The organism is Pseudomonas sp. HLMP, assembly GCF_046365545.1.
GTDB lineage: Bacteria > Pseudomonadota > Gammaproteobacteria > Pseudomonadales > Pseudomonadaceae > Aquipseudomonas > Aquipseudomonas guariconensis_B.
Map to the genome: position 1 here is coordinate 4811415 of NZ_JBDLLR010000001.1, position 25552 is coordinate 4836966.

General features: G+C 68.0%; 29 protein-coding genes. 22 read left to right on the plus strand and 7 right to left on the minus strand.

Annotation, left to right across the window (positions count from 1 at the left end):
- The first annotated feature begins 293 nt into the window (after nt 1–293).
- From ABFA30_RS22245 to ABFA30_RS22295, 11 genes are all read left to right on the plus strand, one after another.
- On the plus strand, nt 294–1355 hold the full coding sequence (locus tag ABFA30_RS22245) for a 3-deoxy-7-phosphoheptulonate synthase (RefSeq protein WP_410045956.1): 1062 nt from the start codon (nt 294–296) through the stop codon (nt 1353–1355).
- 80 nt (nt 1356–1435) lie between these two features.
- Nucleotides 1436–1717, plus strand: a complete 282-nt coding sequence (locus ABFA30_RS22250; RefSeq protein ID WP_225787834.1) for a peptidylprolyl isomerase — start codon at nt 1436–1438, stop codon at nt 1715–1717.
- Nucleotides 1718–1955: 238 nt separating this feature from the next.
- Nucleotides 1956–3755 (plus strand): extracellular solute-binding protein, encoded by a 1800-nt coding sequence (locus ABFA30_RS22255; RefSeq protein WP_410046066.1) that lies wholly within the window; start codon nt 1956–1958, stop codon nt 3753–3755.
- On the plus strand, nt 3752–4810 hold the full coding sequence (locus tag ABFA30_RS22260) for a microcin C ABC transporter permease YejB (RefSeq protein ID WP_225787836.1): 1059 nt from the start codon (nt 3752–3754) through the stop codon (nt 4808–4810). Before ABFA30_RS22255 ends, ABFA30_RS22260 begins: the two co-directional genes overlap by 4 nt.
- The gene (locus ABFA30_RS22265) at nt 4810–5826 is read left to right on the plus strand and encodes an ABC transporter permease (RefSeq protein ID WP_410045957.1); all 1017 of its coding nucleotides are present in this window, start codon (nt 4810–4812) and stop codon (nt 5824–5826) included. Before ABFA30_RS22260 ends, ABFA30_RS22265 begins: the two co-directional genes overlap by 1 nt.
- Nucleotides 5827–5887: 61 nt before the next feature.
- Nucleotides 5888–7282: a sigma-54 interaction domain-containing protein gene (locus tag ABFA30_RS22270; protein WP_253080130.1), complete on the plus strand. Its 1395-nt coding sequence runs from the start codon at nt 5888–5890 to the stop codon at nt 7280–7282.
- Nucleotides 7283–7574: 292 nt separating this feature from the next.
- Nucleotides 7575–8966 carry a GntP family permease gene (locus ABFA30_RS22275; protein WP_225787839.1) on the plus strand — a complete coding sequence of 464 codons (1392 nt, stop codon included), beginning with the start codon at nt 7575–7577 and terminating at the stop codon, nt 8964–8966.
- 12 nt (nt 8967–8978) lie between these two features.
- Nucleotides 8979–9749 carry a 3-hydroxybutyrate dehydrogenase gene (hbdH, locus tag ABFA30_RS22280; RefSeq protein WP_253080132.1) on the plus strand — a complete coding sequence of 257 codons (771 nt, stop codon included), beginning with the start codon at nt 8979–8981 and terminating at the stop codon, nt 9747–9749.
- Between the two features lie 54 nt (nt 9750–9803).
- Nucleotides 9804–10283, plus strand: a complete 480-nt coding sequence (gene eco, locus ABFA30_RS22285; protein ID WP_253090799.1) for a serine protease inhibitor ecotin — start codon at nt 9804–9806, stop codon at nt 10281–10283.
- A gap of 79 nt (nt 10284–10362) precedes the next feature.
- Entirely contained in the window at nt 10363–12321 is a 1959-nt protein-coding gene (locus ABFA30_RS22290) for an acetoacetate--CoA ligase (protein ID WP_410045958.1), read from the plus strand.
- Nucleotides 12322–12355: 34 nt separating this feature from the next.
- On the plus strand, nt 12356–12631 hold the full coding sequence (locus tag ABFA30_RS22295) for a peptidylprolyl isomerase (RefSeq protein WP_225787843.1): 276 nt from the start codon (nt 12356–12358) through the stop codon (nt 12629–12631).
- Between the two features lie 3 nt (nt 12632–12634).
- On the opposite strand, the gene ABFA30_RS22300 is transcribed toward ABFA30_RS22295, so the two are convergent.
- The gene (locus ABFA30_RS22300) at nt 12635–13258 is read right to left on the minus strand and encodes a LysE family translocator (protein WP_225787844.1); all 624 of its coding nucleotides are present in this window, start codon (nt 13256–13258) and stop codon (nt 12635–12637) included.
- A gap of 134 nt (nt 13259–13392) precedes the next feature.
- On the opposite strand from ABFA30_RS22300, the gene ABFA30_RS22305 reads away from it, so the two are divergent.
- Together ABFA30_RS22305 and ABFA30_RS22310 are read left to right on the plus strand one after the other, a co-directional pair.
- Nucleotides 13393–14214, plus strand: coding sequence for an AraC family transcriptional regulator (locus ABFA30_RS22305; protein WP_253080135.1), 822 nt, complete (start codon nt 13393–13395; stop codon nt 14212–14214).
- Between the two features lie 154 nt (nt 14215–14368).
- Nucleotides 14369–14989 (plus strand): LysE family translocator, encoded by a 621-nt coding sequence (locus ABFA30_RS22310; RefSeq protein WP_253080136.1) that lies wholly within the window; start codon nt 14369–14371, stop codon nt 14987–14989.
- Here ABFA30_RS22310 and ABFA30_RS22315 read toward each other — a convergent pair.
- Nucleotides 14967–15662, minus strand: a complete 696-nt coding sequence (locus ABFA30_RS22315; protein WP_253080137.1) for a metallophosphoesterase — start codon at nt 15660–15662, stop codon at nt 14967–14969. The two genes, ABFA30_RS22310 and ABFA30_RS22315, sit on opposite strands and share 23 nt — an antisense overlap.
- Nucleotides 15663–15739: 77 nt before the next feature.
- Here ABFA30_RS22315 and ABFA30_RS22320 point away from each other — a divergent pair, with 77 nt between their 5' ends.
- The 3 genes from ABFA30_RS22320 to ABFA30_RS22330 all read left to right on the plus strand — a co-directional run bounded on the left by ABFA30_RS22320 (nt 15740) and on the right by ABFA30_RS22330 (nt 17319).
- Nucleotides 15740–16255, plus strand: a complete 516-nt coding sequence (locus tag ABFA30_RS22320; RefSeq protein ID WP_225787848.1) for a DUF3016 domain-containing protein — start codon at nt 15740–15742, stop codon at nt 16253–16255.
- Nucleotides 16256–16336: 81 nt separating this feature from the next.
- On the plus strand, nt 16337–17080 hold the full coding sequence (locus tag ABFA30_RS22325; RefSeq protein WP_225787849.1) for a carbon-nitrogen hydrolase family protein: 744 nt from the start codon (nt 16337–16339) through the stop codon (nt 17078–17080).
- Nucleotides 17077–17319, plus strand: coding sequence for a hypothetical protein (locus tag ABFA30_RS22330; RefSeq protein ID WP_225787850.1), 243 nt, complete (start codon nt 17077–17079; stop codon nt 17317–17319). The genes ABFA30_RS22325 and ABFA30_RS22330 overlap by 4 nt, the downstream gene beginning before the upstream one ends.
- A 12-nt stretch (nt 17320–17331) precedes the next feature.
- Here ABFA30_RS22330 and ABFA30_RS22335 read toward each other — a convergent pair whose 3' ends face one another.
- The 5 genes from ABFA30_RS22335 to ABFA30_RS22355 all read right to left on the minus strand — a co-directional run bounded on the left by ABFA30_RS22335 (nt 17332) and on the right by ABFA30_RS22355 (nt 19547).
- Nucleotides 17332–17832: a methylated-DNA--[protein]-cysteine S-methyltransferase gene (locus ABFA30_RS22335; RefSeq protein WP_253080139.1), complete on the minus strand. Its 501-nt coding sequence runs from the start codon at nt 17830–17832 to the stop codon at nt 17332–17334.
- 158 nt (nt 17833–17990) lie between these two features.
- Entirely contained in the window at nt 17991–18317 is a 327-nt protein-coding gene (locus ABFA30_RS22340; protein WP_410045959.1) for a hypothetical protein, read from the minus strand.
- Between the two features lie 134 nt (nt 18318–18451).
- Entirely contained in the window at nt 18452–18691 is a 240-nt protein-coding gene (locus ABFA30_RS22345; RefSeq protein ID WP_253080141.1) for a hypothetical protein, read from the minus strand.
- A 143-nt stretch (nt 18692–18834) separates the two neighbouring features.
- Nucleotides 18835–19065 carry a metallothionein gene (locus ABFA30_RS22350; RefSeq protein ID WP_225787854.1) on the minus strand — a complete coding sequence of 77 codons (231 nt, stop codon included), beginning with the start codon at nt 19063–19065 and terminating at the stop codon, nt 18835–18837.
- A gap of 2 nt (nt 19066–19067) precedes the next feature.
- Complete coding sequence (locus tag ABFA30_RS22355) at nt 19068–19547, minus strand: phosphotransferase system, HPr-related protein (protein ID WP_410045960.1); 480 nt, start codon at nt 19545–19547, stop codon at nt 19068–19070.
- A gap of 162 nt (nt 19548–19709) precedes the next feature.
- Between ABFA30_RS22355 and ligD the strand changes: the two genes are divergently transcribed.
- The 6 genes from ligD to ABFA30_RS22385 are packed head-to-tail and all read left to right on the plus strand — an operon-like array spanning nt 19710 to nt 25506.
- Nucleotides 19710–22190, plus strand: coding sequence for a DNA ligase D (gene ligD / locus ABFA30_RS22360; protein WP_410045961.1), 2481 nt, complete (start codon nt 19710–19712; stop codon nt 22188–22190).
- Nucleotides 22190–22438, plus strand: a complete 249-nt coding sequence (locus tag ABFA30_RS22365; protein WP_225787857.1) for a hypothetical protein — start codon at nt 22190–22192, stop codon at nt 22436–22438. The genes ligD and ABFA30_RS22365 overlap by 1 nt, the downstream gene beginning before the upstream one ends.
- On the plus strand, nt 22435–23478 hold the full coding sequence (locus ABFA30_RS22370; RefSeq protein ID WP_225787858.1) for an acyl-CoA dehydrogenase family protein: 1044 nt from the start codon (nt 22435–22437) through the stop codon (nt 23476–23478). Before ABFA30_RS22365 ends, ABFA30_RS22370 begins: the two co-directional genes overlap by 4 nt.
- Entirely contained in the window at nt 23475–24230 is a 756-nt protein-coding gene (locus ABFA30_RS22375; protein WP_225787859.1) for a PIG-L deacetylase family protein, read from the plus strand. The genes ABFA30_RS22370 and ABFA30_RS22375 overlap by 4 nt, the downstream gene beginning before the upstream one ends.
- A gap of 17 nt (nt 24231–24247) precedes the next feature.
- Complete coding sequence (locus ABFA30_RS22380) at nt 24248–24847, plus strand: class I SAM-dependent methyltransferase (RefSeq protein ID WP_253080144.1); 600 nt, start codon at nt 24248–24250, stop codon at nt 24845–24847.
- Nucleotides 24844–25506 carry a glycosyltransferase gene (locus ABFA30_RS22385; RefSeq protein WP_225787861.1) on the plus strand — a complete coding sequence of 221 codons (663 nt, stop codon included), beginning with the start codon at nt 24844–24846 and terminating at the stop codon, nt 25504–25506. Before ABFA30_RS22380 ends, ABFA30_RS22385 begins: the two co-directional genes overlap by 4 nt.
- Nucleotides 25507–25552: the final 46 nt, after the last annotated feature.

Here is a 25552-nt window from a genome sequence, read left to right on the forward strand (position 1 = left end):
CGAACACGAGAATACTCAAACCCCCGGTCGGCCCCCCGACTGGGGGTTTTGCGTTTCCAGGGCCTGAAAAAACACCGATTCATACCGAGGACAGATCCATGAACTACGCCACCTACTCCTACGCCGACACCTACGCCTGGCGATTTAGCCAATCCCGTTCGGGCCAGCCTGCCGCCTCCGTTCGGTCGACCACTGGTGGCAACGCTGTGCACAGCACTCCGAATATTTGTCGAACACCTCGATAGGGCCGACCGCGCGGGCCCGAACCCGCCGTCCGCCCAGGGAAAAACGCCATGCAATCCTCTTCGCTCGCCCTGCCCCTGAACCAGCCCCAGGCTGCCAACACCGCCGTCAGCCAGCGTCTGCCCAGCCCCCACCTGCTCAAGCAGCAGATGCCACTCGCCAACGAACTCGCCCAGCAGGTCCACGCCCAGCGCCAGGCCATCCGCGCCATCCTCGAAGGCCGCGACCCACGTCTGCTGGTGATCGTCGGCCCGTGTTCGATCCACGACCCACGCTCGGCCCTGGAATACGCCGACCGCCTTGCCCAGCTCAGCCGTGAGGTCGACGACAAGCTGCTGCTGGTGATGCGCGCCTATGTCGAGAAACCCCGCACCACGGTCGGCTGGAAAGGCCTGGCATACGATCCGCACCTGGACGGCAGCGACGACATGCACGCCGGCATCGCCCTGTCCCGCGGGCTGATGCTGGGCATGCTCGAGCGCGGCCTGCCGGTCGCCACCGAACTGCTGCAGCCGATGGCCGCTGGCTACTTCGACGACCTGCTCGGCTGGGCCGCCATTGGCGCGCGCACCACCGAGTCGCAGATCCACCGCGAGATGGTCAGCGGCCTGGCGCTGCCGGTTGGCTTCAAGAACGGCACCGACGGCAGCGTGGGTATCGCCTGCGACGCCATGCGCAGCGCCGCCCACCCGCATCGCCATTTCGGCATGGATGCCCAGGGCTACCCGGCGATCATCGAGACCCTGGGCAACCCCGATACCCACCTGGTGCTGCGCGGCGGCCACCAGGGCCCGAACCACGATGCGGCGAGCATCGCCCAGGCGCGCCAGGGCCTGGTCAAGGCCGGGCTGGCGGCGCGGATCATGGTCGATTGCAGCCACGCCAACAGCGGCAAGGACCCGGCGCGCCAGCCAGCGGTGTTCGAGGATGTGCTGGGCCAGCGCCTGGCGGGCGATCGCTCGATCGTCGGGGTGATGCTCGAGAGCCATCTGTTCGACGGCTGCCAAGCCCTGGGCAAGGGCCCGTTGAAGTATGGCGTGTCGATCACCGACGGCTGCCTGGGCTGGCGTTCGACCGAGGCGCTGCTGCGCCAGGCTGCGGAACGCTTGTAGGTATCTTGTGGCAAGCCTTGCGAGACATTTCGCGGACAAGTGCGCTAGGCTTGCCTTTTTCACCCAAGGAGTAGTTTCCCATGGCCCGAGCCACTGCCCGCCACATCCTGGTCAGCACCGAAGAGAAGTGCAACGAACTGAAAGCGCAGATCGAAGCGGGTGCCGACTTCGCCGAAGTCGCCAAAGCCAACTCCACCTGCCCGTCCAGCCGCCAGGGCGGCGACCTGGGCTCGTTCGGCCCGGGCCAGATGGTCCGCGAGTTCGACACCGTCGTGTTCAGCGCCCCGCTCAACACCGTGCAAGGCCCGGTCAAGACCCAGTTCGGCTACCACCTGTTGGAAGTGACCAGCCGCCAGGACTGATTCACCGTTGCCGGTGCTGTCTCCCGTGGGGGCGGGCCCGCTCCCATGCCGGCCAGCCAAGCGGCCATCTGGGGCTGCTTCGCGCCCCATCGCCGGCAAGCCGGCTCCCACAGCATGCGCTGCATGGCAGATGATTCGTGAACGCCACTGGCCCCTGTGGGAGCCGGCTTGCCGGCGATGGGCTGCAGGGCAGGCGCAATGCTGCTTGCGGCTCCTGACCTGCCTTACACTGCTGTGCATGGCCATCACCGCCCAGGCCACGCCCAGCCACGCCCTCACCGTCTATGGCCAAGCCCCGCGCTACCCCGAATCCTTCCGCCACTTCGACTACGTCAACCCCGACGCCCCCAAGGGCGGCAGCCTGCGTCGTTCGGCGGTGGAGATCGGCCAGTTCGACCACATCCTGCCGTACATCGACCAAGGCATCGGCGTCAGCGAGGTCGATGGCTGGCTCTATGCGCCGTTGGCGGTGCGTGCCTATGACGAGCCCTACACCGTCTACGGCCTGATCGCCCGACGCATGGAGCGCGGCCCCGGCGATGCCTGGCTGCGCCTGGAGATCGACCCGCGCGCCACCTTCGCCGATGGCAAGCCGGTGCGCGCCGAGGACGTGCGCTTCACCTTCGAGCTGCTGATGAGCAAGGGCAGCCTCAAGTTCCGCACCCAGTTCGCCGACGTCGCCAAGGTGACCGTCGAAAACCCACGGCAGGTGCGCTTCGACTTCAGGCAGCCCCATGGCCGCACCCTGCCCCTGGACCTGGCCAGCCTGCCGGTGCTGCCCGAACACGACTGGCAGACGCGCGACTTCGCCAGCGGTGCCGGCTTCGACAAGCCGGTGGGCAGTGGCCCCTACCGCATCGGGCGGATCGACAACGGCCGCAGCATCACCTTCGAACGCGATCCCCACTGGTGGGCCAAGGACCTGCCGGTCAACCGCGGGCGCTACAACTTCGAGCGCATCCGCATCGAATACTTCGGCGACACCGAGGTGGCGCGCCAGGTCCTGCGCGGCGGTGGCTACGACTACAACCGCGAATTCTCCGCCACCGCCTATACCATCGGCTACAACGGCGCAGCCCTCGACGACGGCCGCCTGCAACGCGCCCACCTCGGCCCGGCCAAGCCGCAGAACGCCCAGGGCTTCGTGTTCAATCTCAGCAAGCCGCTGTTCCAGGACCGCCGCGTACGCCAGGCCTTGGCCATGCTCTGGGACTTCGAGTGGAGCAACCGGCAGATGATGCGCAACCTGTACATCCGCCAGCAGAGCGTGTTCTCCAATACCCCGTTGGCCGCCCGCGCGCTGCCCGACGCCGAGGAACTCAAGCTGCTCGAACCGCTGCGTGGCCAGGTGCCCGAAGAGGTCTTCGAGCAGGTGTTCACGGCGCCGGTCACCGACGGTTCGGGCATTATCCGCCCTCAGCAGCTGCAGGCCCTGGCGCTGCTGCAGTCCGCCGGTTGGCGGCCCGAGGGCGATCGCTTGGTCAACGCCCAAGGCGAGCCCCTGAGCTTCACCTTCCTCAACGGCCAGGCCGGGCTGGAACGCCTGGTGCTGCCCTGGAAGCGCAACCTGGCGCAGATCGGCATCACCCTGAACATTCGCAACGTCGACTCGGCCCAGTACATCAACCGCCTGATGGCCCGCGACTACGACATGATCGTCACCGGCTACCCGGTCACCCTGTCGCCGGGCGCCGAGCTGTACAATTACTTCGGCTCGGCGGCAGCCACCGACCCTGGCTCGAACAACCTGATGGTGCTGCGCGACCCGGCCGTGGACAGGCTCCTCGATGGCCTGGTCCGCGCCGACAGCCAGGCCGCCATGCTGCGTCACGCCCGCGCTCTGGATCGGGTGCTGCAGTGGAACTACTACTGGATCCCCAACTACTATCCGCCGGGCAGCTCGACGGTCTGGTGGAACCGCTTCGGCCTGCCCAAGGTGCAGGCCGCCTATGACGAGGGCCTGGACACCTGGTGGGAAGTCAGCCCGACGGCGCTGACCAACCAGCAGATGGCCGAACGCCGGAAGACTGCGCCATGACCGCCTACATCCTGCGCCGCCTGCTGCTGATCGTGCCGACCCTGCTGGCGATCCTGCTGGTCAACTTCGCCATCGTCCAGGCCGCACCGGGTGGCCCGGTGGAGCAGGCGGTGGCGCGCCTGCAAGGCATCGGCGGCGGCGCACCCGGCGCGCGCAGCGAAGCCGTGCACGGCGAGTCCCGGGCCAGCCGCGGCCTGGACCCGAAACTGATCGCGCAGATCGAACGCCAGTACGGCTTCGACAAGTCCGCCCCCGAGCGCCTGTGGCTGATGCTCGGCCAATACGCACGGCTGGACTTCGGCAAGAGCTTCTTCCGTGGTGCCAAGGTCACCGACCTGATCCTGGAGAAACTGCCGGTGACCCTGTCGCTGGGCTTCTGGGCCACGCTCATCACCTACCTGGTGTCCATCCCTCTGGGCATCCGCAAAGCGGTGCACCATGGCAGCCGCTTCGACGCCTGGAGCAGCGCGCTGATCGTGATCGGCTATGCCCTGCCCTCGTTCCTGTTCGCCCTGTTGCTGATCGTGCTGTTCGCCGGTGGCACCTCGCTGAACTGGTTCCCGGTGCGCGGTCTGGTCTCGGACAACTTCGACCAGCTGAGCCTGCTGGGCAAGCTCGCCGACTACTTCTGGCACCTGGTGCTGCCGGTCGGCGCCCTGGTGATCGGCGGCTTCGCCACCCTCACCCTGCTGACCAAGAACGCCTTCCTCGATGAGATATCCCGCCAGTACGTGGTCACCGCCCGGGCCAAGGGCCTGAGCGAGCGCCGGGTGCTGTATGGCCATGTGCTGCGCAATGCCATGCTGCTGGTGGTGGCCGGCCTGCCCCAGGCGCTGATCACGGTGTTCTTCGCCGGCTCCCTGCTGATCGAAGTGATCTTCTCCCTCGACGGCCTGGGGCGCATGAGTTACGAAGCAGCGGTATCGCGGGATTATCCGGTGGTGTTCGGCACCTTGTTCATCTTCACCCTGGCGGGGCTGTTGATCCGCCTGCTCGGCGATCTGGCCTACACCCTGCTCGATCCGCGCATCGACTTCGACACGAGGGCGCACTGATGCTGTCGCCCATCGCCCGCCGTCGCCTGCAGCGCTTTCGGCGCAACCGTCGGGGCTGGATCTCGCTGTGGCTGTTCGCCGGCCTGCTGCTGTTGAGCCTCGGCGCGGAGCTGGTGGCCAACGACAAGCCGCTGTTGCTGTCGTACCAGGGCGAGCTCTACACCCCGGCGCTCAAGCGCTACACCGAGCAGCAGTTCGGCGGGCAGTTGCCGTTCCAGCCAGACTACCGCAGTGTCTACGTGCGTCAGTTGATCGAGGGCCAGGGGGGCTGGATGCTGTTCGCGCCGATCCCGTTCAGCGCCGACACGCCCAACTACGACCTGCAGGTGCCCACGCCCAGCCCGCCGAACGCGAGCAACTGGCTGGGCACCGACGACCAGGGCCGCGACGTGCTAGCGCGGGTGCTGTACGGCACACGGGTGTCGCTGCTGTTCGCCTTCGCCCTGACCGTGGTGAGCGTGTTGATCGGCGTCACCGCCGGCGCCCTGCAGGGCTACCATGGCGGCTGGGTCGACCTGCTCGGCCAGCGCTTGCTGGAGGTGTGGTCGGGGCTGCCGGTGCTGTACCTGCTGATCATCCTCAGCGGCTTCGTCGAGCCGGATTTCTGGTGGTTGCTGGGGATCATGGCGCTGTTCTCCTGGCTGGCGCTGGTGGATGTGGTGCGCGCCGAGTTCCTCCGGGGGCGCAACCTGGAGTACGTCAAGGCCGCCCGCGCCCTGGGGCTGGCGGATGGCCAGGTGATGCTGCGGCACATCCTGCCCAATGCCATGAACGCCACGCTAACCTATGTGCCATTCATGCTCACCGGCGCCATCACCACCCTCACCGCCCTGGACTTCCTGGGCTTCGGCATGCCGGCCGGCAGCGCTTCGCTGGGCGAGTTGGTGACCCAGGGCAAGCAGCACCTGGAAGCGCCGTGGCTGGGGTTCACCGCTTTCTTTGCCCTGGCGCTGATCTTGTCGTTGCTGGTGTTCATCGGCGATGCGATGCGCGAGGCGTTCGATCCACGGGGGTAGGTTGTCAGTGCCCCACAGACCACACTCATCATCCAGCCTCTGCCATCCACAGGCCCACCCCATGCACGAAAGCGACAGCCTCAAGGACTACCCCCAGGTACGGCAACTGGCGATCCGCTCGCTGTTCGAGATCATCGAACAGTCCAGCGAGGGCACGGTGATCGTCGACCGCCAGGCACGCATCGTCTGGATGAACGAGCGCTACGCCCGGCGTTTCGGCCTGGCCGACGCCGCCAGTGCCATCGGCCAGCCCTGCGAGGCGGTGATCCCCGGCAGCCTGATGCGCGAGGTGGTCAGCAACGGCCGGCCGATCCTGCTCGACATGCTCGACACGGCCAACGAGCCGCTGGTGGTCATGCGCCTGCCGATCCACGACGACCAGGGCACGCTGATCGGCGCCATCGGCTTCGCCCTGTTCGACGAGCTGCGCAGCCTCTCGCCCCTGCTCAAGCGCTATTCGAGCATGCAGCAGGAACTGGCCTCGACGCGCTCGCAGTTGCGCGCCCGACAGGCCAAGTACAGCTTCGCCCAGTTCGTCGGCAGCAGTGCCGCCAGCCTCGAGGCCAAGCGCCGGGCCCGGCGTGGCGCGGGTAGCGACTCGCCAGTGTTGCTGCTGGGCGAGACCGGTACCGGCAAGGAACTGCTGGCCCATGCCATCCACGCCGCCTCGCCACGGGCGCACAAGGCGTTCGTCAGCATCAACAGCGCGGCGATCCCGGAGACCTTGCTGGAGGCCGAGTTCTTCGGCACCGCACCCGGCGCCTTCACCGGCGCCGACCGCAAGGGCCGCAGCGGCAAGCTGCAACTGGCCGAAGGCGGCACGCTGTTTCTCGACGAGATCGGTGACATGCCCCTGGCCCTGCAGAGCAAGCTGTTGCGCGTGCTGCAGGAGAAGGAGTACGAGCCGGTAGGCTCCAACCAGATGCTGCGCAGCGATGTACGGATCATCGCCGCCACCTCTATCGACCTGCAGGCCGCCATGGCCCGTGGCAGCTTCCGCGCCGACCTGTACTACCGCCTCAACGTGCTGCCGATCCAGGTACCGCCGCTGCGCGAGCGCCTCGAGGACCTGCCGGCCCTGTGCGAGGCGATCCTCGCCGAACTGGGCAGCCAGTACGAACTGGAGCCCGAGGCCCTGGCGTTACTGGGCCGGCATGCGTGGCCTGGGAACATCCGCGAGCTGCGCAACGTGCTGGAGCGGGCGACCTTGCTGGCCGACCAGCCACGGCTGACAGCCACCGACCTGCGCTCGGCGCTCGGGCCGTTGAGCCCGCTGGAGCCGGTTGAGCCTGTTCGGCTGGGCTACCGGGAAGCCTGTGAAGCGTTCGAGCGCACGTTGATTGCCGAGGCATTGGCAGGGTGTGCCGGGAATGTGCCGCAGGCTGCGAAGTTGCTGGGGTTGGGGCGTTCTACGCTGTACAAGAAGATGGTGGCGCTGGGGGTTTCGTCTCAATAGAGAGACGTTCGTCTCCAAATAGAGACCGGGCCGGATCTTGGGGGCGCTTAACGCCCCATCGCCGGCAAGCCGGCTTCCACAGGGGTCGAGCCGGACACAAAGGATGCGGTTTGCAGGGCCCTATGGAGGCGGGCTTGCCCGCGAAGCAGGCGACTCCGGTCTCCAATCAGAGACACACCTTTCGGCGAATCAGTAAAAATCCTTTTAAATCATATAGTTAATTAATTGGCACGATTCCCGCTATCTCCCGGCCACCGATAAAAACAAGACCCACTCCAGGAGATCTTCCCCGATGACCGTGCTCATCGCCCTCGCCGCCTTGGCCCTGCTGATGCTGGCCGCCTACCGTGGCTACAGCGTGATCCTCTTCGCCCCCATCGCCGCCCTCGGCGCTGTCCTGCTCACCGACCCGTCCGCCGTGGCGCCCGCCTTCACCGGGGTGTTCATGGAAAAGATGGTCGGTTTCATCAAGCTGTACTTCCCGGTGTTCCTGCTCGGCGCGGTATTCGGCAAGCTCATCGAACTGTCGGGCTTCTCGCGCTCGATCGTCGCCGCCGCCATCCGTCTGCTCGGCACTCGCCAGGCCATGCTGGTGATCGTGCTGGTCTGCGCGCTGCTCACCTATGGCGGCGTCTCGCTGTTCGTGGTGGTGTTCGCGGTGTACCCGTTCGCCGCCGAGATGTTCCGCCAGAGCGACATCCCCAAGCGCCTGATCCCGGCGACCATCGCCCTGGGTGCGTTCTCCTTCACCATGGACGCCCTGCCCGGCACCCCGCAGATCCAGAACATCATCCCCAGCACCTTCTTCAACACCACCGCCTGGGCCGCGCCCTGGCTGGGGCTGATCGGCACGCTGTTCGTGTTCTGCACCGGCATGCTCTACCTGCAACGCCAGCGCAACAAGGCCCAGCGGGCCGGCGAAGGCTACGGCAAGAACCTGCGCAACGAACCCGAGACCGCCGAAGACCTAGCCCTGCCCAACCCCTGGCTGGCCCTCTCGCCGCTGATCCTGGTGGGCGTGATGAACCTGCTGTTCACCCACTGGATCCCCCAGTGGTACGGCGCCAGCCACACCCTGCAGTTACCGGGCATGAGCGCGCCGGTGCAGAGCGACGTGGCCAAGCTGACCGCCATCTGGGCAGTACAGGCGGCGCTGCTGGTGGGCATCCTGATGGTGCTGGTGTGCGCCTTCGGCAGCATCCGCCAGCGCCTGGCCGACGGCACCCGCAGCGCGGTCGGCGGCGCCTTGCTGGCGGCGATGAACACCGCCTCGGAATACGGCTTCGGTGCGGTGATCGCCTCGCTGCCGGGCTTTTTGGTGCTGGCCGATGCCTTGCGCGGCATCCCCAACCCGCTGGTCAACGAGGCGATCACCGTGACCCTGCTGGCGGGCATCACCGGCTCCGCCTCCGGTGGCATGAGCATCGCCCTGGCAGCCATGAGCGACAGTTTCATCGCCGCCGCCAATGCCGCGGGCATTCCCCTCGAAGTGCTGCACCGGGTGGCGGCCATGGCCAGCGGCGGCATGGACACCCTGCCGCACAACGGCGCGGTGATCACCCTGCTGGCCGTGACCGGGCTGACCCACCGCGAGGCCTACAAGGACATTTTCGGCATTACCCTGATCAAGACCCTGGCGGTATTCGTGGTCATCGCCACCTTCTACGCCACCGGCATCGTCTAAGGAGCTTCCTGCATGACACTCAAAGGCAAGACCGCACTCGTCACCGGTTCCACCAGTGGCATCGGCCTGGGCATCGCCCAGGTGCTGGCCGCGGCGGGCGCGAACATCCTGCTCAACGGCTTCGGTGACCCGGCCCCAGCGCTCGCCGACATCGCCCGCCACGGCGTCAAGGTCGCCCACCACCCGGCGGACCTGTCCGAGCTGGCCCAGATCGAGGCGCTGTTCGCCCTCGCCGAGCGCGAGTTCGGCGGTATCGACATCCTGGTCAACAACGCGGGCATCCAGCACGTGGCGCCGGTGGAGCAGTTCCCGGTCGAGACCTGGGACAAGATCATCGCCCTCAACCTCTCGGCGGTGTTCCATGGCACCCGCCTGGCGCTGCCCGGCATGCGGGCGCGCAACTGGGGGCGGATCGTCAACATCGCTTCGGTGCATGGCCTGGTCGGCTCCACCGGCAAGGCCGCCTACGTGGCGGCCAAGCATGGGGTGGTGGGCCTGACCAAGGTGGTCGGCCTGGAAGCCGCCACCAGCAACGTCACCTGCAACGCCATTTGCCCAGGCTGGGTACTCACGCCGCTGGTGCAGAAACAGATCGACGACCGCGCCGCGGCCAGCGGCGATGCGCAGCAGGCACAGCGTGAGCTGTTGGCCGAAAAACAGCCCTCGCTGGACTTCGTGACACCCCAGCACCTCGGCGAACTGGTATTGTTCCTCTGCAGCGAGGCCGGAAGCCAGGTCCGCGGCGCCGCCTGGAACGTCGATGGCGGCTGGCTGGCCCAATAAGGGCCGGCCGGGGCCTGGCACGGTCTTGCATCCGTTTATCTGCAAGGAGGCCCCATGCGCCCAATCCCATTCACCGCAATCCTTTCCCTGACCCTGGCCAGCGCCGTACCGGCGATGGCTGCCGAACTCAAGGACGTCGCGCCCTATCCCGATGCAGAAAAAGGCTTCACCCGCCAGGTCATCCACTTGCCGGCACAAACCGACGAGTCAGCGCACCAGTTGGAGATCCTGGCCGGCAAGACCCTGATGGTCGACTGCAACCGCCAGCGCCTGGCCGGCAGCCTCCAGGAGCACACCCTGGAAGGCTGGGGCTACAGCTACTACCGCCTGGAAAAGGTCGGCGGTCCGGCCACCACCCTGATGGCCTGCCCCGACGGCAAGCAGACCGAGGCCTTCGTGCCGGTGGTCGGCGAGGGTTTCATGCTGCGCTACAACAGCAAGCTGCCCGTGGTGGTGTACGTGCCGGAGGGCGTCGAGGTGCGCTATCGGGTGTGGTCGGCGTCGGAGGATGTGCAAAAGGCTAAAGTTGAATAAGCGCGAGCATCCGGCCATTTAGGGGCGCTTGACCGACTAGCATTAGGGCAAGCCCTGCGATTGCATTGGAGGTTTCGGCATGAACGATGTGCTCTGGCGCCCCACCACGGCGCAGGTCGAGGCCAGCCGGATGGATGCCTTCCGCCGCCGGGTCAACCTGCGGTTCAACCTCCAGCTCAACGACTATGCCGCGCTGCACCGCTGGAGCGTCGAGCAGCGCCCGGCCTTCTGGCAGGCCCTCGCCGAGTATTTTCACGTCAACTGGCACACACCTGCGACCCAGGTCCTGGACGAAGGCCCAGGCATGCCCGAGGCTCAGTGGTTCGTCGGGGCCACCCTGAACTACGCCGAACACCTGCTGCACCGGCGCGATGACCGCCCGGCGCTGGTCGCCGTGCGCGAGGACGGCACCCGTCAGGTACTTACCCACGCCCAGCTGGCCGCCCAGGTCGCCGGGCTGCAGAAGGCGCTCCAGGCAGCGGGCATCCAGGTCGGCGACCGGGTCGCGGCGGTGATGCCCAACACCTGGGAAACCCTGGTGGCCATGCTCGCCTGCAGCAGCCTCGGGGCGATCTGGTCCAGCTCGTCGCCGGAGTTCGGCCTGCACGGGATCATCGACCGCTTCGGCCAAATCGCGCCGAAACTGCTGATCGCCTGTGCCGGTTACCAGTACGCCGGCAAGACCATCGACCAGGTGGAGAAGATCAACCAGGTCACCGCCCAGTTGCCCGGCCTGGAACACCTGCTGGTCGTGCCCCATACCCGTACGCAGACACGCCCCGAGGAGTTCCACGCGCCGCGTGTCAGCCTGTGGCAGGACTTTTTCCAGCCCGGCGGCGAACCGCGCTTCGTGGCGCTGCCCTTCGACCATCCGCTGTACATCCTCTATTCGAGCGGTACCACCGGCGTGCCCAAGTGCATCGTCCACCGTGCGGGCGGGGTGCTGCTGCAGCACTTGAAGGAACACGGCCTGCACAACGACCTCAAGGCCAACGACGTGCTGTTCTACTACACCACCTGCGGTTGGATGATGTGGAACTGGCTGGCCAGCGGCCTGGCGGTCGGCGCCACTCTGGTGCTGTACGACGGCTCGCCCTTCCATCCCGGCCCCGAGCGCCTGCTCGATTTGATCGACGCCGAAGGCATCCAGGCCTTCGGCACCAGCGCCAAATACCTGGCCGCCCTTGAGCAGGAAGGCCTGGAACCGGCCCGCAGCCACCGCCTCGGCAGCCTGCGCCTGCTCATGTCCACCGGCTCGCCGCTGTCGCCCCACAGCTACGACTATGTCTACGGCAGGATCAAGGCCGACCTGTGCCTGGCCTCGATGTCCGGCGGTACCGACATCGTTTCCTGCTTCGTGCTCGGCAACCCGCTGCTGCCGGTGCGCCGTGGCGAGATCCAGTGCAAGGGGCTGGGCATGGCGGTCGAGGTGTGGAACGAGCACGGCCAGCCGGTGACCGGTGAGAAAGGCGAGCTGGTCTGTACCCGCAACTTCCCTTGCATGCCGCTGGGCTTCTGGGGCGACCAGGACGGCAGCCGCTACCGCGATGCCTATTTCAGCCAGTACCCCGGCATCTGGGCCCAGGGCGACTATGCCGAGGAGCGTCCGAGCGGCGGCTGGGTGATCCATGGCCGCTCCGACGCCGTGCTCAACCCCGGCGGCGTGCGCATCGGCACGGCGGAGATCTACCGGCAGGTGGAAAAGGTCGAGCAGGTGCTGGAAAGCGTGGCCATCGGCCAGGACTGGAAGGGCGACGTGCGCGTGGTCCTGTTCGTCCGCCTGCGCGAGGGCCTGCAGCTCGACGATGCGTTGCGCCAGCGCATCCGCCAGGTCATCCGCCAGTACACCACACCGCGCCACGTGCCGGCGGTGATCGTCCAGGTCAGCGACATCCCGCGCACCATCAGCGGCAAGCTGGTGGAGCTGGCGATCCGCAACGTGGTCCATGGCTTGCCGGTGAACAATACCGATGCCCTGGCCAACCCCGAGGCCCTGGAACAGTTCCGCGACCGCGCGGAGCTGCGCGATCAGGCATAATGGCGCCCTTTTTCGCCCGAAGCACAGGTACCCCATGAAAGCTCAAGCCCGCCACATCCTGGTCAAGACCGCTGCCGAAGCCGAACAGCTCAAGCAACGCCTCGCCAAGGGCGAGGCCTTCGACGTGCTGGCGAAGAAGTTCTCCACCTGCCCGTCGGCCAAGCGTGGCGGCGACCTGGGCGAGGTGCGCCCCGGCCAGTTGGTGGGCGCCATCGACCAAGTGATCTTCAAGAAGGCCTTGCGCGTGGTGCACGGCCCGATCAAGACCAAGTTCGGCTACCACCTGGTGCAGACCTTCTACCGCGACTGACCCTCAGCGCCGCGCCGCCAACAGCCCCAGCCCGGCACAACCGAGCAGCGACGCGCTGACCCGGTTGAACAACCGGCGTGGCCTCGGGCGGCTGAACCAGCGCTGCAGATAAGCGCCCAGGCCGGAATAGAGGGCGATGGCGGCCCACTCCAGCAGCAGGAACAGCACGCCCAGCCAGAGGAACTGCTCGCTTACCGGCGTAGCGCTGCCGACGGACACGAACTGCGGCAGGAAGGCGGTGAAGATCAGGATGGCTTTCGGATTGCCCGCCGCCACCCAGAACTCCTGGCGCGCCAGGCGCCAGGTGCCCCGTGGATGGTCACCAGCCACCACGGCTTCGCCCACTGGCGCGCGCCACAATTGCCAGGCGATGTAGAACAGGTAGGCGGCGCCCACCACCTTGATCGCCAGGAACAGGTATTCGCTGGTGTGCAGCACCACCGCCAGGCCCATGGCGGCCAGGGCGATCATGCCGCTGAAGGCGAGGATCCGCCCGCCGCCGGCGACACAGGCAGTGCGCAAGCCATAGCGGCTGGCGTTGTGCAGGGACAGCAGGTTGTTGGGCCCCGGCGCCATGTTCAGGGCGAAGCAGGCGGGGATGAATAGCAGCAGGCTCGACAGGTCCATCATCGTTCTCCATGGAAACGACAGCAGCCTCGCGTTGGGCACCCTCCACGTCAAGCACAGTCGTGCAGCGAATGGCCGTAACAGTGGCTTCGGGGCTAGACTGCACGTCCCGGCAACCGGCAAGCAGGCCCCTCATGCCCTCGACCCACAGCGAACTCTGGCGCGACCCGGCCCTGCCCTTCGTGGAAAGCCGCCGCGCCTGCCACAGCCGGGCCTGCTACAAGGCCCACAGCCACCCGACCTTCTCCATCGGCGCGGTCGACGCCGGCGCCAGCCATTTCAGTGGCGCCGGTGCCGGCCGGCAGCGCCTCACACCCGGCACCCTGGTGCTGGTGCCGGCGCAGCGGGTGCATGCCTGCAACCCCGAACCGGGCCGGGCCTGGAGCTACCAGATGCTGCACCTGGATGCCGACTGGCTGCGCCGCCTGCGGCTGGAGTCGGGGGTGGCGGCGGGCGAACCGGGGGCGCCAGCACGTATCACCCGCTCGGCGGCGTTGTATCGTCAGTTCTGCCGGCTCAACGCGCTGCTTTTTTCCGCTGCCAGCCCGGCGGAAAAGGAAGCGGCGCTGGTGGCGTTCATCGGTGACCATGACTTCGCCGCCTGCCCCACCCTCGACGCCGCACCGGTGCCGGCGCAGGACCTGCAGGCCCTGCGCGGCCTGATCGAGCGTATCCAGGTGGACAGCCAGGCGGACCTGAGCCTCGCCCGGCTGGCGGAGCTGGCCGGCCTGGGTCGTTACCAGCTGATCCGCACCTTCCGGGCCGCCACGGGGATGACGCCTCATGCGTACTTGCTCAATGCCCGGATCAACCAGGCCCGCGAGCTGCTGCGCCAGGGCCTGGCGCTGTCGGATGTCGCCTATCGCTTGGGGTTCGCTGACCAGAGCCATTTCCAGCGGGTGTTCAAGGCCCATGCGGGGGTGACGCCAGGACATTATCGGCAGGGCGTCAGTTAACAGCGTAGGGGGTTGGCAATTGCTGGGGCGCGAGGCAGCCCCAAAGAAGGAACTGCACCGGCAATGTCCCCTACCCCGCAATAATCTTCAATACGCCACTGGGCCCCCAGCGACAGACTGCGGCTTTCGTCCCTTGCCACAGAAGCCCGCCCCCATGGAGCAGTTCCTGATCGTCGCCACCGTCCACTTCCTCGCCCTGCTGTCCCCCGGCCCCGACTTCTTCCTGGTCGCCCGCACCTCGGCCACTGCCGGCTGGCGCGTGGCCAGCGGTGCCTGCCTGGGCATCGCCCTGGCCAATGGCCTGTTCATCGGCGCCGCCTTCACAGGCATGTCGGCCCTGCATGACGGCACCGCCCTGTTCATTGCCCTGCAACTGGCCGGCTGCGCCTACCTGCTGTACATCGGTGCGCTGTTCCTACGGCACGCGGGCCACAGCAACCTAGTACCCGCCGCCGAGCGCCGCGCCCAGGCAGCCCACGGCTGGCTGCAGAGCCTGGGCATGGGCTTCGCCTCCGGCATCCTCAACCCGAAGAACGCCCTGTTCTACGCCAGCCTGGCGAGCATGGTCGCCAGCAGCAGCGCGGCCTGGAAACTGGCCTACGGCAGCTGGATGTTCGCCATCGTCCTGCTCTGGGACTTGCTGGTGGCCGTTGCCATCGGCAACCAGCGGGTGCTGCGTCGCTTCGCCCGGGCCCTGCCCTGGCTGGAACGGGCATCGGGCGCCATGTTGATGTTGCTCGCAGCCGCCGTGCTCATGCACCTGCTACTGGGCTGACCAGCTCCAGGGAGTCCAGTGCCATCAGGCTGAAGAATCCGCTGCTCCAACCGCCAGTGTCCAGGTGCCAGACATTGCCCAGGCGCTTGGCCCGCACCACCGGCGTGTGCCCCACCAACAGGGCCCGCAGCCCCTCGACCGGCTGGGTATCGCCTTCGCGCAGGCGACGTCGCGACCACTGGCAGACCTCACGCACCGCGGGGTCGTCCGCCGCCTGCAAGCGCGCGCGCAGCGTCGGCCAGTCGGCGAACGGGCTGTCGGCATGCAGCAGGCCGACCAGCCCGTCGGCGGTCTGCACCTCCATGCCGATAGGCATGGAGGCAAATCCCTCGACATAACGCTGCTGGTCGGCCCTGGGCAGGTCGAGGAACCAACCGCCACCGGCGGCGCGGTACATGTCCAGGTCGAGCCGGCCGCCGCGCAGGTGATTGATCGCCAGCGCCTCGTGGTTGCCCTGTACCGCGTAGAACCAGGGGCGGGCCAGCCAGTCCAGGGCCTGCAGGCTGTCCGGGCCGCGGTCCACCAGGTCGCCGACGCTGAACAGCCGGTCGACCTCGGGGTCGAAGCCCAGCGTGTCCAGGCACTGCCGCAGGCGGGCGAAATGGCCATGGATATCGCCCACCGCCAGGTCGCGTCCCCTTGTATTGGCGGCTACCCGCCTGAAACGGTTCATGGCATCGATCCTCTGCTAGCTGGCCAGCGTCAGGCGTAGAATAGAGGGGCAAAGCAGTCCGCCACCGGAGGTGCATCATGCGTACCGCCCTCGCTTGTACCGTGCTGATGGTGCTGGCATTCGACAGCATGGCACAAGGCACCCCGACCGCGCAGGTCGAGGTCCGTTTCGACCATCCCGAGAAATTCCGCGATGCCAGCCTCGATAGCCAGGGCTACGAGCGTGGCGCCGATGCCTACGTCATGAAAAGCCTGACCCAGCACCTGCAGAAGCTCGGCCAGCGCTACCTGCAGCCTGGCCAGCAGCTGCGCATCGCCATCAGCGACATCGACCTGGCCGGCCGCTACGAGCCCTGGCACGGCCGCGCCTACGACGTGCGCTTCATGCGCGAGATCACCTGGCCGAGCATCGACCTGAGCTACACCCTGAGCCAGCCTGGGCAGCCGGATCGCCAGGCCCAGGAGCGGGTCAGCGACAAGATGTACCTCAGCCGCCCGGGCCGCCAGGCCAGCAGCAGCGACCGCCTGTATGCGGAAAAGGCCATGCTCGACGACTGGTTCCGCCAACGCTTCGCGCCGCTTCCGGCCTCCTGAGCCCGACGCGATGGCCGCTGGTGCAGGCGACCCGGCCGGGGGTATCCTCTGCCGTTCGCCTTCACCAGGGATGGAAGCACCATGAAGCTATGCGCCGTACAACTGGCCAGCCGCAAGGGCGATCTGCCAGGCAACCTGCGCCGTCACCTGCACTGCATCGAGCGCGCCGTCGAGTTGGGCGCGCAGTTGGTGGCCTTTCCCGAACTGTCCCTGACGGGCTACGAACCCTCCCTCGCCCGCCAACTGGCGCACCCCGCCGATTCGGCGTTGCTCGATCCCCTGCAAGCCTTGTGCGATCGCCATGGCGTCAACGTGGCGGTCGGGCTGCCGCTACCGGCGGCAGATGGGGTGCACATCGGCCTGCCGATCCTGCGCCCGCACGCGCCGCGCCTGGCCTATGCCAAGCAGCGCCTGCACAGCGATGAACTGCCCTTTTTCGTCGCAGGCGACCGTCCCCTGGTCTTTCCCCTCGGCGACCGGCATGTCGCGCCGGCGATCTGCTACGAGTCGATGTTCTTCGAGCATGCCGAACAGGCCAGGTCGATGGGCGCAGACATCTACCTGGCCAGCGTGGCCAAGACCGCCAAGGGGATCGAAGAAGGGTTCACGCACTATCCCGAGGTGGCCCGGCGCCTTGGCATGCCGGTGTTGCTGGCCAACTGCGTCGGCCCGGCAGACACTTTCGTCGGCGCTGGCCATTGCGCCGCCTGGGACGATCGGGGGCGATTGCTGGCAGCGCTGGATGGGCACGCGCAGGGGTTGCTCCTGCTGGACACCTCGCTGGCCAGCGCCCAAGCCCTGCCACTGGATGACCTGCCAGCATGAAATACCTGCTGACGACCTTGGCCAGCTATGCCTGCACCTATTACCTGACCGGCCTGCTGATCCGCGGGCGCCTGGCCGACATCGCCGAGGGGCTGCGCCACCGCCCGGACGCCCCGCCGCCTGGCCAGTACCTGCGTGAGGTGGAGCAGCACGCCCGGCGTGCCCATCGGCGCTACAGCCTGGCGGCCGGTACCCTGGTGGCGGCGCTGGCCTGCCTGCTGCTGGCCTGGCTGGAGTGAAGCCGCCGGCGACTAGAAGTCCAGCGCCAGGCTCTGCCGCCCCTCCAGGGCGAGCAAGTACTGCTTGGCCGGCAGGCCACCGGCAAAACCGGTGAGGCTGCCCGAGGCGCCGATCACCCGGTGACACGGGGCGATGATCGAGATCGGGTTGCGCCCATTGGCCGCGCCGACCGCCCGCACGGCGCTGGGGCTGCCGATCTGCCGGGCGATCTCGCTGTAGCTGCGGGTTTCGCCGAAGGGGATGGTCAACAGCGCCGCCCACACCTGGCGCTGGAAGTCGGTGCCGGCGAAGTCCAGGTCCAGTTCGAAGCGCTGACGCTGGCCGGCGAAGTACTCGCCCAACTGGCGGGCGGTTTCCACCAGCACGGGGTGGCTATCGTCCCGGTGCAGCTCGCCCAGGCGCACCCGGTTCTCCCGCTCCGCCTCCCACAGCACGGCAGCCAGCCGCTCGCCCCGCGCCACCAGCGTCAAGGTGCCGACGGGCGATTGCATCAGGGTGAAGGCGCAGGACATGACGGACTCCTCGGCAAGAAACGATTCCGAGGGACTGTACGCGTAACACCGTCAGATTGCATAGTCACTGCCCCAGCGCTTCCAGTGACAGCGGTGACAGTGGTTCGGGCGGCAGTTGCGACTGAAAGCATCGCACCCCGCCGCCCGGCAGAAGGTTCCTACCTACCAGTGCAGGCAACGGCCACCTCGATATTGGCCGGGGACCTCGGCGTCTGCAGCGCAGCATCGTTGACGATCCGCCTGGCGCGCCCGACGCCCCAGGCCAGGGCCCGGGTCATCGACTCGCCCGGACGGGAGTCGAACGCCTCCTCGTGCATCGCCATGCCGGATGGCGCATAGACGCCGATGAACATCTGCGTGGCGCCTGTACGCGACAGTCTCACCCGCACATCGATGCAGGTACCGTCGTCGAGTGTCTCGTCGTGTGTCCGATGATGAAGGGTCGGGTCTGCCCAAGACCAGTAAACGTCACCGCGAATTCTCATGCCGCCTCCTACGACTTTAGTCTTATACGTGTCGGTAGTGGCACCATAGCGCAAGGCCAGCAGGACGCAACCGCCGTTGGCCGGCCCGAGCGCGGAATCGGACGGTCGGGCGAGGGCCAGGTGTTGGCCAGTCGCTAGTCGGGTTTGGGCCTGGCCTTGTCGCGGGCGCAGGTGCCAGGGTACGACTCGACCCACTTGCGTTCCTGGCTCACCGCGCGAGGGTCATCGTCTTCCCTGCCACCGCCCTCCTCCTCGTTCATCAGCGGATCTTCGTCAGGGTCGGGTATATCGGGCCGTTCTGGGTCGATCGGGCCGTCAGGTGGTGTCGGGGCGTTCGGGTGCATGCCGCCTTGTTGCCTCGAGTCAGGGGTCATCGTCGTCTCCCTCGGGAAAGTCGCTGTCATCACACCTGGTTGGATGAAAGGCGCCGGGGGCCCGTTCGTTTTATCTGACGCCATTGGTCGGTCGAGCAGTTGGGGCCGCTTTGCAGCCCCAAGCGCACCAGCCCCCAGGTACATCACGGCGATATCGGGTCGCTCGCCGGAAAGGTCTCGTCCAGCGCATTGTCCACGTTGGCTTCCCTTGGCTGCACCGCTTCACCACACTTGCAGTCGGCCATGCGGCACGGCTCGCCGTTGCGGTGGCCGGTGGCGCAGGCCTCGCAGCAGTACGCCTTGCCATCCTGCAACAGGGCATTGGCGTCCACCGTGCAGGAACAATGGTTACAGGCACAACGTTGCTCGCTCATGCTCAGCTCCTTTCTCGATCATCGTCATCCCCTTCCACCGGCGATACCCGGTCGGTCCAGGGTTCGCCGTCGAGGGGCGCGGAGCGGGCCAGCTCGGCCTCGTCCAGGCCGATGCCGCCGCCGATCTCGCGCTCCTCGACCCGGCGCAGGGTCTTGTCCGCCGGCCCCCCGCTGCCGCCCGGCTCACGGGGGTCGCGGGCGCCGCTCTGGTCATGGAGGGTGTCGGGGCTCAGGTCGTCGAGGGTGACGTTGTCCTCGTGCAAGCTGTCGCTCAGGGCCTCGCCACCGCTCATGCCGCTTTCGGCCACCCGCCGCGGCGGGTAGTCCTGGGCCACCTCCTGGGCCGGGCGCTCATCGCCGGCCCGTCCCTCGCGCTCGTCGTGACGGTCGCTGAAGTCCAGTTCGCGGACGCTGCCCATGCGGTCCTCGGTATCGTCGATCTCGGCCTGTGGCCGGTGTTTCGGGTCGTCTGGCTGGGGCATCACGGCTCTCCGTCAGGTGGGTTCATCCGGTCGACTGCCGACGCGGGGCAATGATTCAGAGTTTCTGCTGGATGGCGGCACCAGCCGCCTCGAAAATTTGAACTCTCCCCGCCAGCGCTCCCTCCCACCTCTAGAGACCCGCGAACCGTCCCGGAGCCCGCCATGGCCAAGCCCCTGCAGGAGTACCAGCGCAAACGCGACTTCGACGCCACGCCCGAGCCGTCCGGCAAGCGTCGCCACGGGCAGCAGGCCCACGCACTGCAGTACTGCATCCAGAAGCACGACGCCAGCCACCTGCACTACGACTTCCGCCTGGAACTGGACGGCACCCTCAAGAGCTGGGCCATCCCCAAGGGCCCCTCCCTCGACCCCACGGTGCGCCGCCTGGCGGTGCACGTGGAGGACCACCCGCTGGACTACGCCGATTTCGAAGGGCACATCCCCGAAGGCCACTACGGCGCCGGCGACGTGATCGTCTGGGACCGCGGTGTCTGGCAGCCGGAGGGCGACCCCCACGCCGCCTACGCCAAGGGCAAGCTGCGCTTTCGCCTGCAGGGCGAGAAGCTGGCCGGTGCGTGGAACCTGTTCCGTACCCACCTGGCTGGCAAGAAGGAGCAATGGCTGCTGGTCAAGTCCCATGATGGCGCGGCGCGCAGCGAGGCCGACTACAGCATCGTCGAGGCCGAGCCCGACAGTGTCCTCAGCGAACGCACCCTGGTGCCTCGTCGAGCCAAGGCCAGCGCCGCCAGCCCCCGCAAGCGCCCCGGCAAGGCCGAGCTGCCAGCACTGCTGCAACCGCAACTGGCCACGCTGGTCGACGCCCCGCCCGCCGGCGACTGGCGCTACGAGGTCAAGTTCGACGGCTACCGCATCCTCGCCCGCGTCGACGGCGACGACGTGCGCCTGTTCACCCGCAACGGCCATGACTGGAGTGCCCGAATGCCGCGCCAGGTGGCCGCCCTGGGCAAACTCAAGCTGGCCTGCGCCTGGCTCGACGGCGAGGTGGTGGTGCCCGGCGAACACGGCATGGCCGACTTCCAGGCCTTGCAGAACGCCTTCGACACCGAGCACGACGAACGCATCATCTACTACCTCTTCGACCTGCCATTCCTCGGCGGCCAGGACCTACGCCAGGTGCCCCTGGAGAAACGCCGGGAGACGCTGCGCCAGTTGCTGGACGGGCACGAGTCGGACCTGCTCAGGTACTCCGCCGACTTCGAGCAGCCGGTCCAGGCCCTGCTCGACAGCGCCTGCCGCCTGCAGCTCGAGGGCCTGATCGGCAAGCGCGCCGGCAGCCCCTACCGAGGCCGGCGCAGCAGCGACTGGATCAAGCTCAAGTGCAAGCAACGCCAGGAGTTCGTGATCGTCGGCTATACCGACCCGAAGGGCAGCCGCGCCGGCCTCGGCGCCCTGCTGCTGGCCCTGCACGACAACGACAGCGGCGCGCTGCGCTATGCCGGCAAGGTCGGCACCGGTTTCAGCACCACCGCCCTGCACAGCCTGCAGGCGCGCCTCGCCCCCCTGGAGATCGCCAAGCCGGCCCTGGCCAGGCCGCCGACCGGCGCCGAGGCCCGCGGCGTGCACTGGCTGCAGCCACGGCTGCTGGCCGAAGTGGCCTACGCCCAGATGACCCGCGACGGCGTGGTGCGCCACGCGGTGTTCCATGGCCTGCGCGACGACAAGCCGGCCACCGCCATCGACCTGGAGCGCGCCATGCCCAAGAGCCAAGTGTCGAAAAGCAGCACCTGGGCCTGCGGGCCGACGATACCCGGCAACCTGCGCCTGACCCACCCCGACCGGGTGATCGACGCCACCTGCGGCGTGACCAAACGCCAGGTGGCCGAGTACTACGCCGAGGTCGCCGACTGGCTCCTGCCGCAGCTCAAGCACCGCCCCGTCGCCCTGGTACGCGCCCCCGACGGCCTCGGCGGCGAGCTGTTCTTCCAGAAGAACGCCGGCCAGTTGCACATCCCTGGCGTGGTCAGCTACAGCAAGGCACAGGCCGGCCAGGCGGCGATGATCCTCAACAGCGCCGAGAGCCTGCTGGGCGCGGTGCAGATGAACATGCTCGAACTGCACACCTGGAACGGCACCGACAAGGACTTCGACCGGCCCGACCGCTTCGTCCTCGACCTCGACCCCGACCCGGCGTTGCCCTGGAAGGCCATGCTCGAAGCCACCCAGCTGACCCTCACCCTGCTCGATGAGCTGGGCCTGAAGGTGTTCCTCAAGACCAGCGGCGGCAAGGGCATCCACCTGGTGGTACCACTGACCCGCCGCGCCGATTGGGACGAGGTGAAGGACTTCAGCCACGCCGTCGTCGACCACCTGGCCGGGCTGTTCCCCGACCGTCTGAGCGCGGTGTCCGGGCCGAAGAACCGAATCGGGCGGATCTTCATCGACTACCTGCGCAACGGTAAGGGCGCCACCACCGTCAGCGCCTATTCCCTGCGGGCCCGCGAGGGCCTGCCGGTGTCGGTGCCGATCTGGCGGGAAGAGCTGGCCCAGCTCAAGGGCGCCAACCAGTGGCACATCGGCAATGTGCGCGAGCGCTTGGCCGAGGTCGACGACCCTTGGGCCGACTTCGGCAAGACCCGCCAATCGATCACCGCGCGCATGCGCAAGCGACTGGGGCTGGGCTGATGGAGCGGCTGATCGACCTGCTGCAGTGGCCGGCGATGGTGCTGACCGTACTGGCCGCCTGGTGCATTGGCTCGCGTCAGCCCCGGCGGCGGCGGATCGGGTTCTGCTGCTTCATCAGCAGCAACGTGCTGTGGGTGATCTGGGGCTGGCACGTGCAGGCGTGGGCCTTGATCGTCCTGCAGTTCTGCCTGTGCGCCATGAACCTGCGTGGCTGGAAGAAGAACACCCCGGTGGAGCATACCCCATGAGCATCGTCCAGGACTTCGACCTGACCCATCTCGACCGCCTGTTGCGCACGTTCACCGAACGGCCCCAGGCGCTGAACCTCGACACTCAGCTGCTGGCGCTGATGCAGGCGTTGCAGGCCGATCACCTCGACCTGCTGCCACTGCCCGGCCAGGGCCATACCCTGCAGCGCTGGCAGACCCTGGCCCGCATCGCTGGCTGCGACCTGGCCTTGGCCAAGCTCTACGAGGGCCATACCGATGCCCTGGCGATCCTCGCCGAATGCGCCGCGCCGCACCTGGTGGGCGACGGCATCTGGGGAGTGTGGGCCGCCGAGCCGCCGGATGCCCGCGCACGCATCGTCGCACGTGACGGCGAGCGGGTGCGCCTCGGCGGGCGCAAGGCCTGGTGCTCCGGCGCCTTGCAGATCGACCGGGCGTTGATCACCGCCTGGGCCGACGACACGCAGCCACAGTTGGTGGCCATCGAGCTGTCGCACCCCAGCCAGCGCATCCAGGCAGACCGTTGGCAGGCGGTGGGCATGGCCACCACCACCAGTGTCGAGATCGCATTCGACGACAGCCCCGGCATCGCCGTCGGTCGCCCAGGCCAGTACCTGTCGCGCCCGGGGTTCTGGCACGGTGGGGCCGGCATCGCTGCCTGCTGGTACGGCGCCGCCGAGGCCTTGGCCGACTACCTGCGCGAGCAGTGCCGCAAGCCACGCCCCGATGTCCACGCCGAGGCTCATCTGGGGGCGGTGGACGCCGCGCTGTTCGGCGCCCGCGCCGCCCTGCGCGAATGCGCCGCCTGGATCGACCGGCAGCCGACCGCCGATGCCAGCTTCGAAGTCCGCCGCACCCGCGCCCAGGTGGAGCAGGCGGTCGAGCAGGTGATCCGTCACGTGGGCCGTGCGCTAGGGGCCACGCCCTTCTGTCGCAGCAGCCATTTCGCCCGGCTCAGCGCCGACTTGCCGGTGTACCTGCGCCAGAGCCACGCCGAGCGTGACCTGGCAGCGCTCGGGCAACAGCTGGCCCAGGTGCCGGCAGGTGCGTGGCAGCTATGAGCGAGAATCGCATCCAGGCCAGCCGCGGCACGCCCTGGAGCGCCTGGCAGCACTCGGCGCACCTGGCCCGGGCCAGTTGGATCAGCCCCGATCAGCTATGCCCGCCGGGCCGGCGCCTGGTCTTGGTGGCGCCGCACCCGGACGACGAGGTTCTCATGGCCGGCGGGCTGCTGGCGGGCTTTCACGGCCGAGAACAGGACCTGCTGCTGATCTCGGTCAGCGATGGCGAGGCCAGCCACCCCGGGTCCGCGCACTGGACCGAGCATCGCCTGCGGCGCCAGCGGCCGCTGGAGAGCCGCCACGCCCTGCAACACTTGGAGCTGGACCTCAACCAACTGCAATGGCACCGGCTCAACCTCAAGGACGGTGCCGTGGCCCGCGACGAGGCGTTCCTGGTCAACCACCTGGGCCAGGCGCTCAAGCCCGGCGACCTGCTGCTGACCACCTGGCGCGGCGACGGTCATGCCGATCACGAGGCGGTCGGCCGCGCCGCGGCCCAGGCCGCCCGAGCCCGCCAGGCGCAGTTGGCCGAGGTACCGGTATGGGCCTGGCACTGGGCTCAACCCGACGATCCCCGCCTGCCCTGGCCCCGCGCCCACCGCCTGCAACTGGACGAGACGCGCCTGGCGCGCAAACGCCTGGCCATCGCCGCCCATGCCAGCCAGCTGGCGCCGGACCAGGGGCGCCCGCCGGTGCTCCCGTCCAGCCTGCTGGAATGCCTGCTGCAACCTTTCGAACTGGTGCTGCTTTGAATGGAAACGGAGTTGCCATGACCCTCGATGCACAGTATTTCGCTGAGCTGTACGCCACCAACGACGATCCCTGGGCCTTCCGCACCCGCTGGTACGAGCGGCGCAAACGCGCGCTGGCGATGGCCTGCCTGCCGCGCCAGTGCTACCCGCGCATCTTCGAGCCAGCCTGCGCCAACGGCGAACTGAGCGTTCAACTGGCCGAGCGCTGCGCCAGCCTGCTCTGCCAGGACATCGACAGCACCGCCGTGAGCCTCGCCCGCGAGCGCCTGGCCGGCGTGGCACATGCCAGCGTCGAGCAGGGCCGGCTGCCGGCGGACTGGCCCGCCGGGCGCTTCGACCTGATCGTCCTCAGCGAGATCGGCTATTACCTGGACCCGGCCGAGTGGCTGCACGTGATCGAGCGGGCCGTGGCCAGCCTGAGCGACGACGGCGGCCTGCTGGCCTGCCACTGGCGCCATCCGATCGCCGGCTGCCCCCAGGACGGTGACCAGGTGCATGCGCTGATGGCCCACCACCTGCCACTGTATCCGCTGTTGCGCCACGAGGAAGCGGACTTCGTGCTGGCGTACTGGTCGTGCCGGCCCAACGTGCTCGACCTGGACGAGACCTGCCCATGATCGCGGTGATCATTCCCGCCCACAACGAAGCCCGCTGGCTCGGCCGATGCCTTGCGGCGGTCAAGGCCGCTGCGGTCCAGGCCCGGTGCGCCGGGCACTGCGTCGAGGTGCTGGTGGTGCTGGACCGCTGCAGCGACGCCAGCGCCGCCATTGCCCGTCGCCATGGCGTGCAGACCCTGGCGGTGGAAGCCGGCAACGTCGGCATCGCCCGCCGCGTCGGGGCGGCGCTGATGCTCGAACGCGGGGCTCGCTGGCTGGCCTTCACCGACGCCGACAGCCGGGTGCCATTGCACTGGCTGCTGTCGCAGGTGCAGTTCGCCGCCGATGCAGTGTGCGGCACGGTGCACGTCGAACGCTGGCAGCCATGGCAGAAGGCGGCCCTGCGCGAGTTGTACCGCAGCCGTTACGAGGCGCGCGAGGGGCACCGCCATGTGCATGGCGCCAACCTTGGCGTGTGTGCCCGCGCCTATGAGCGGGTGGGAGGTTTCCTGCCGTTGCCGACCCATGAGGATGTCCACCTGGTGCGGGCGCTGGAAGCCAGTGGTGCGCAGATCGTCTGGACGGCGCGGCACAGCGTGGCGACCAGTAGTCGCCGGGGCAGTCGGGCGCGGGATGGGTTCGGGGACTACTTGGCGGGGCTGGAGACTTCGCTGTCGTAGCGGCTTACCGGCGATGGGCTGCGCAGCAGCCCCATGACTCCCAAGC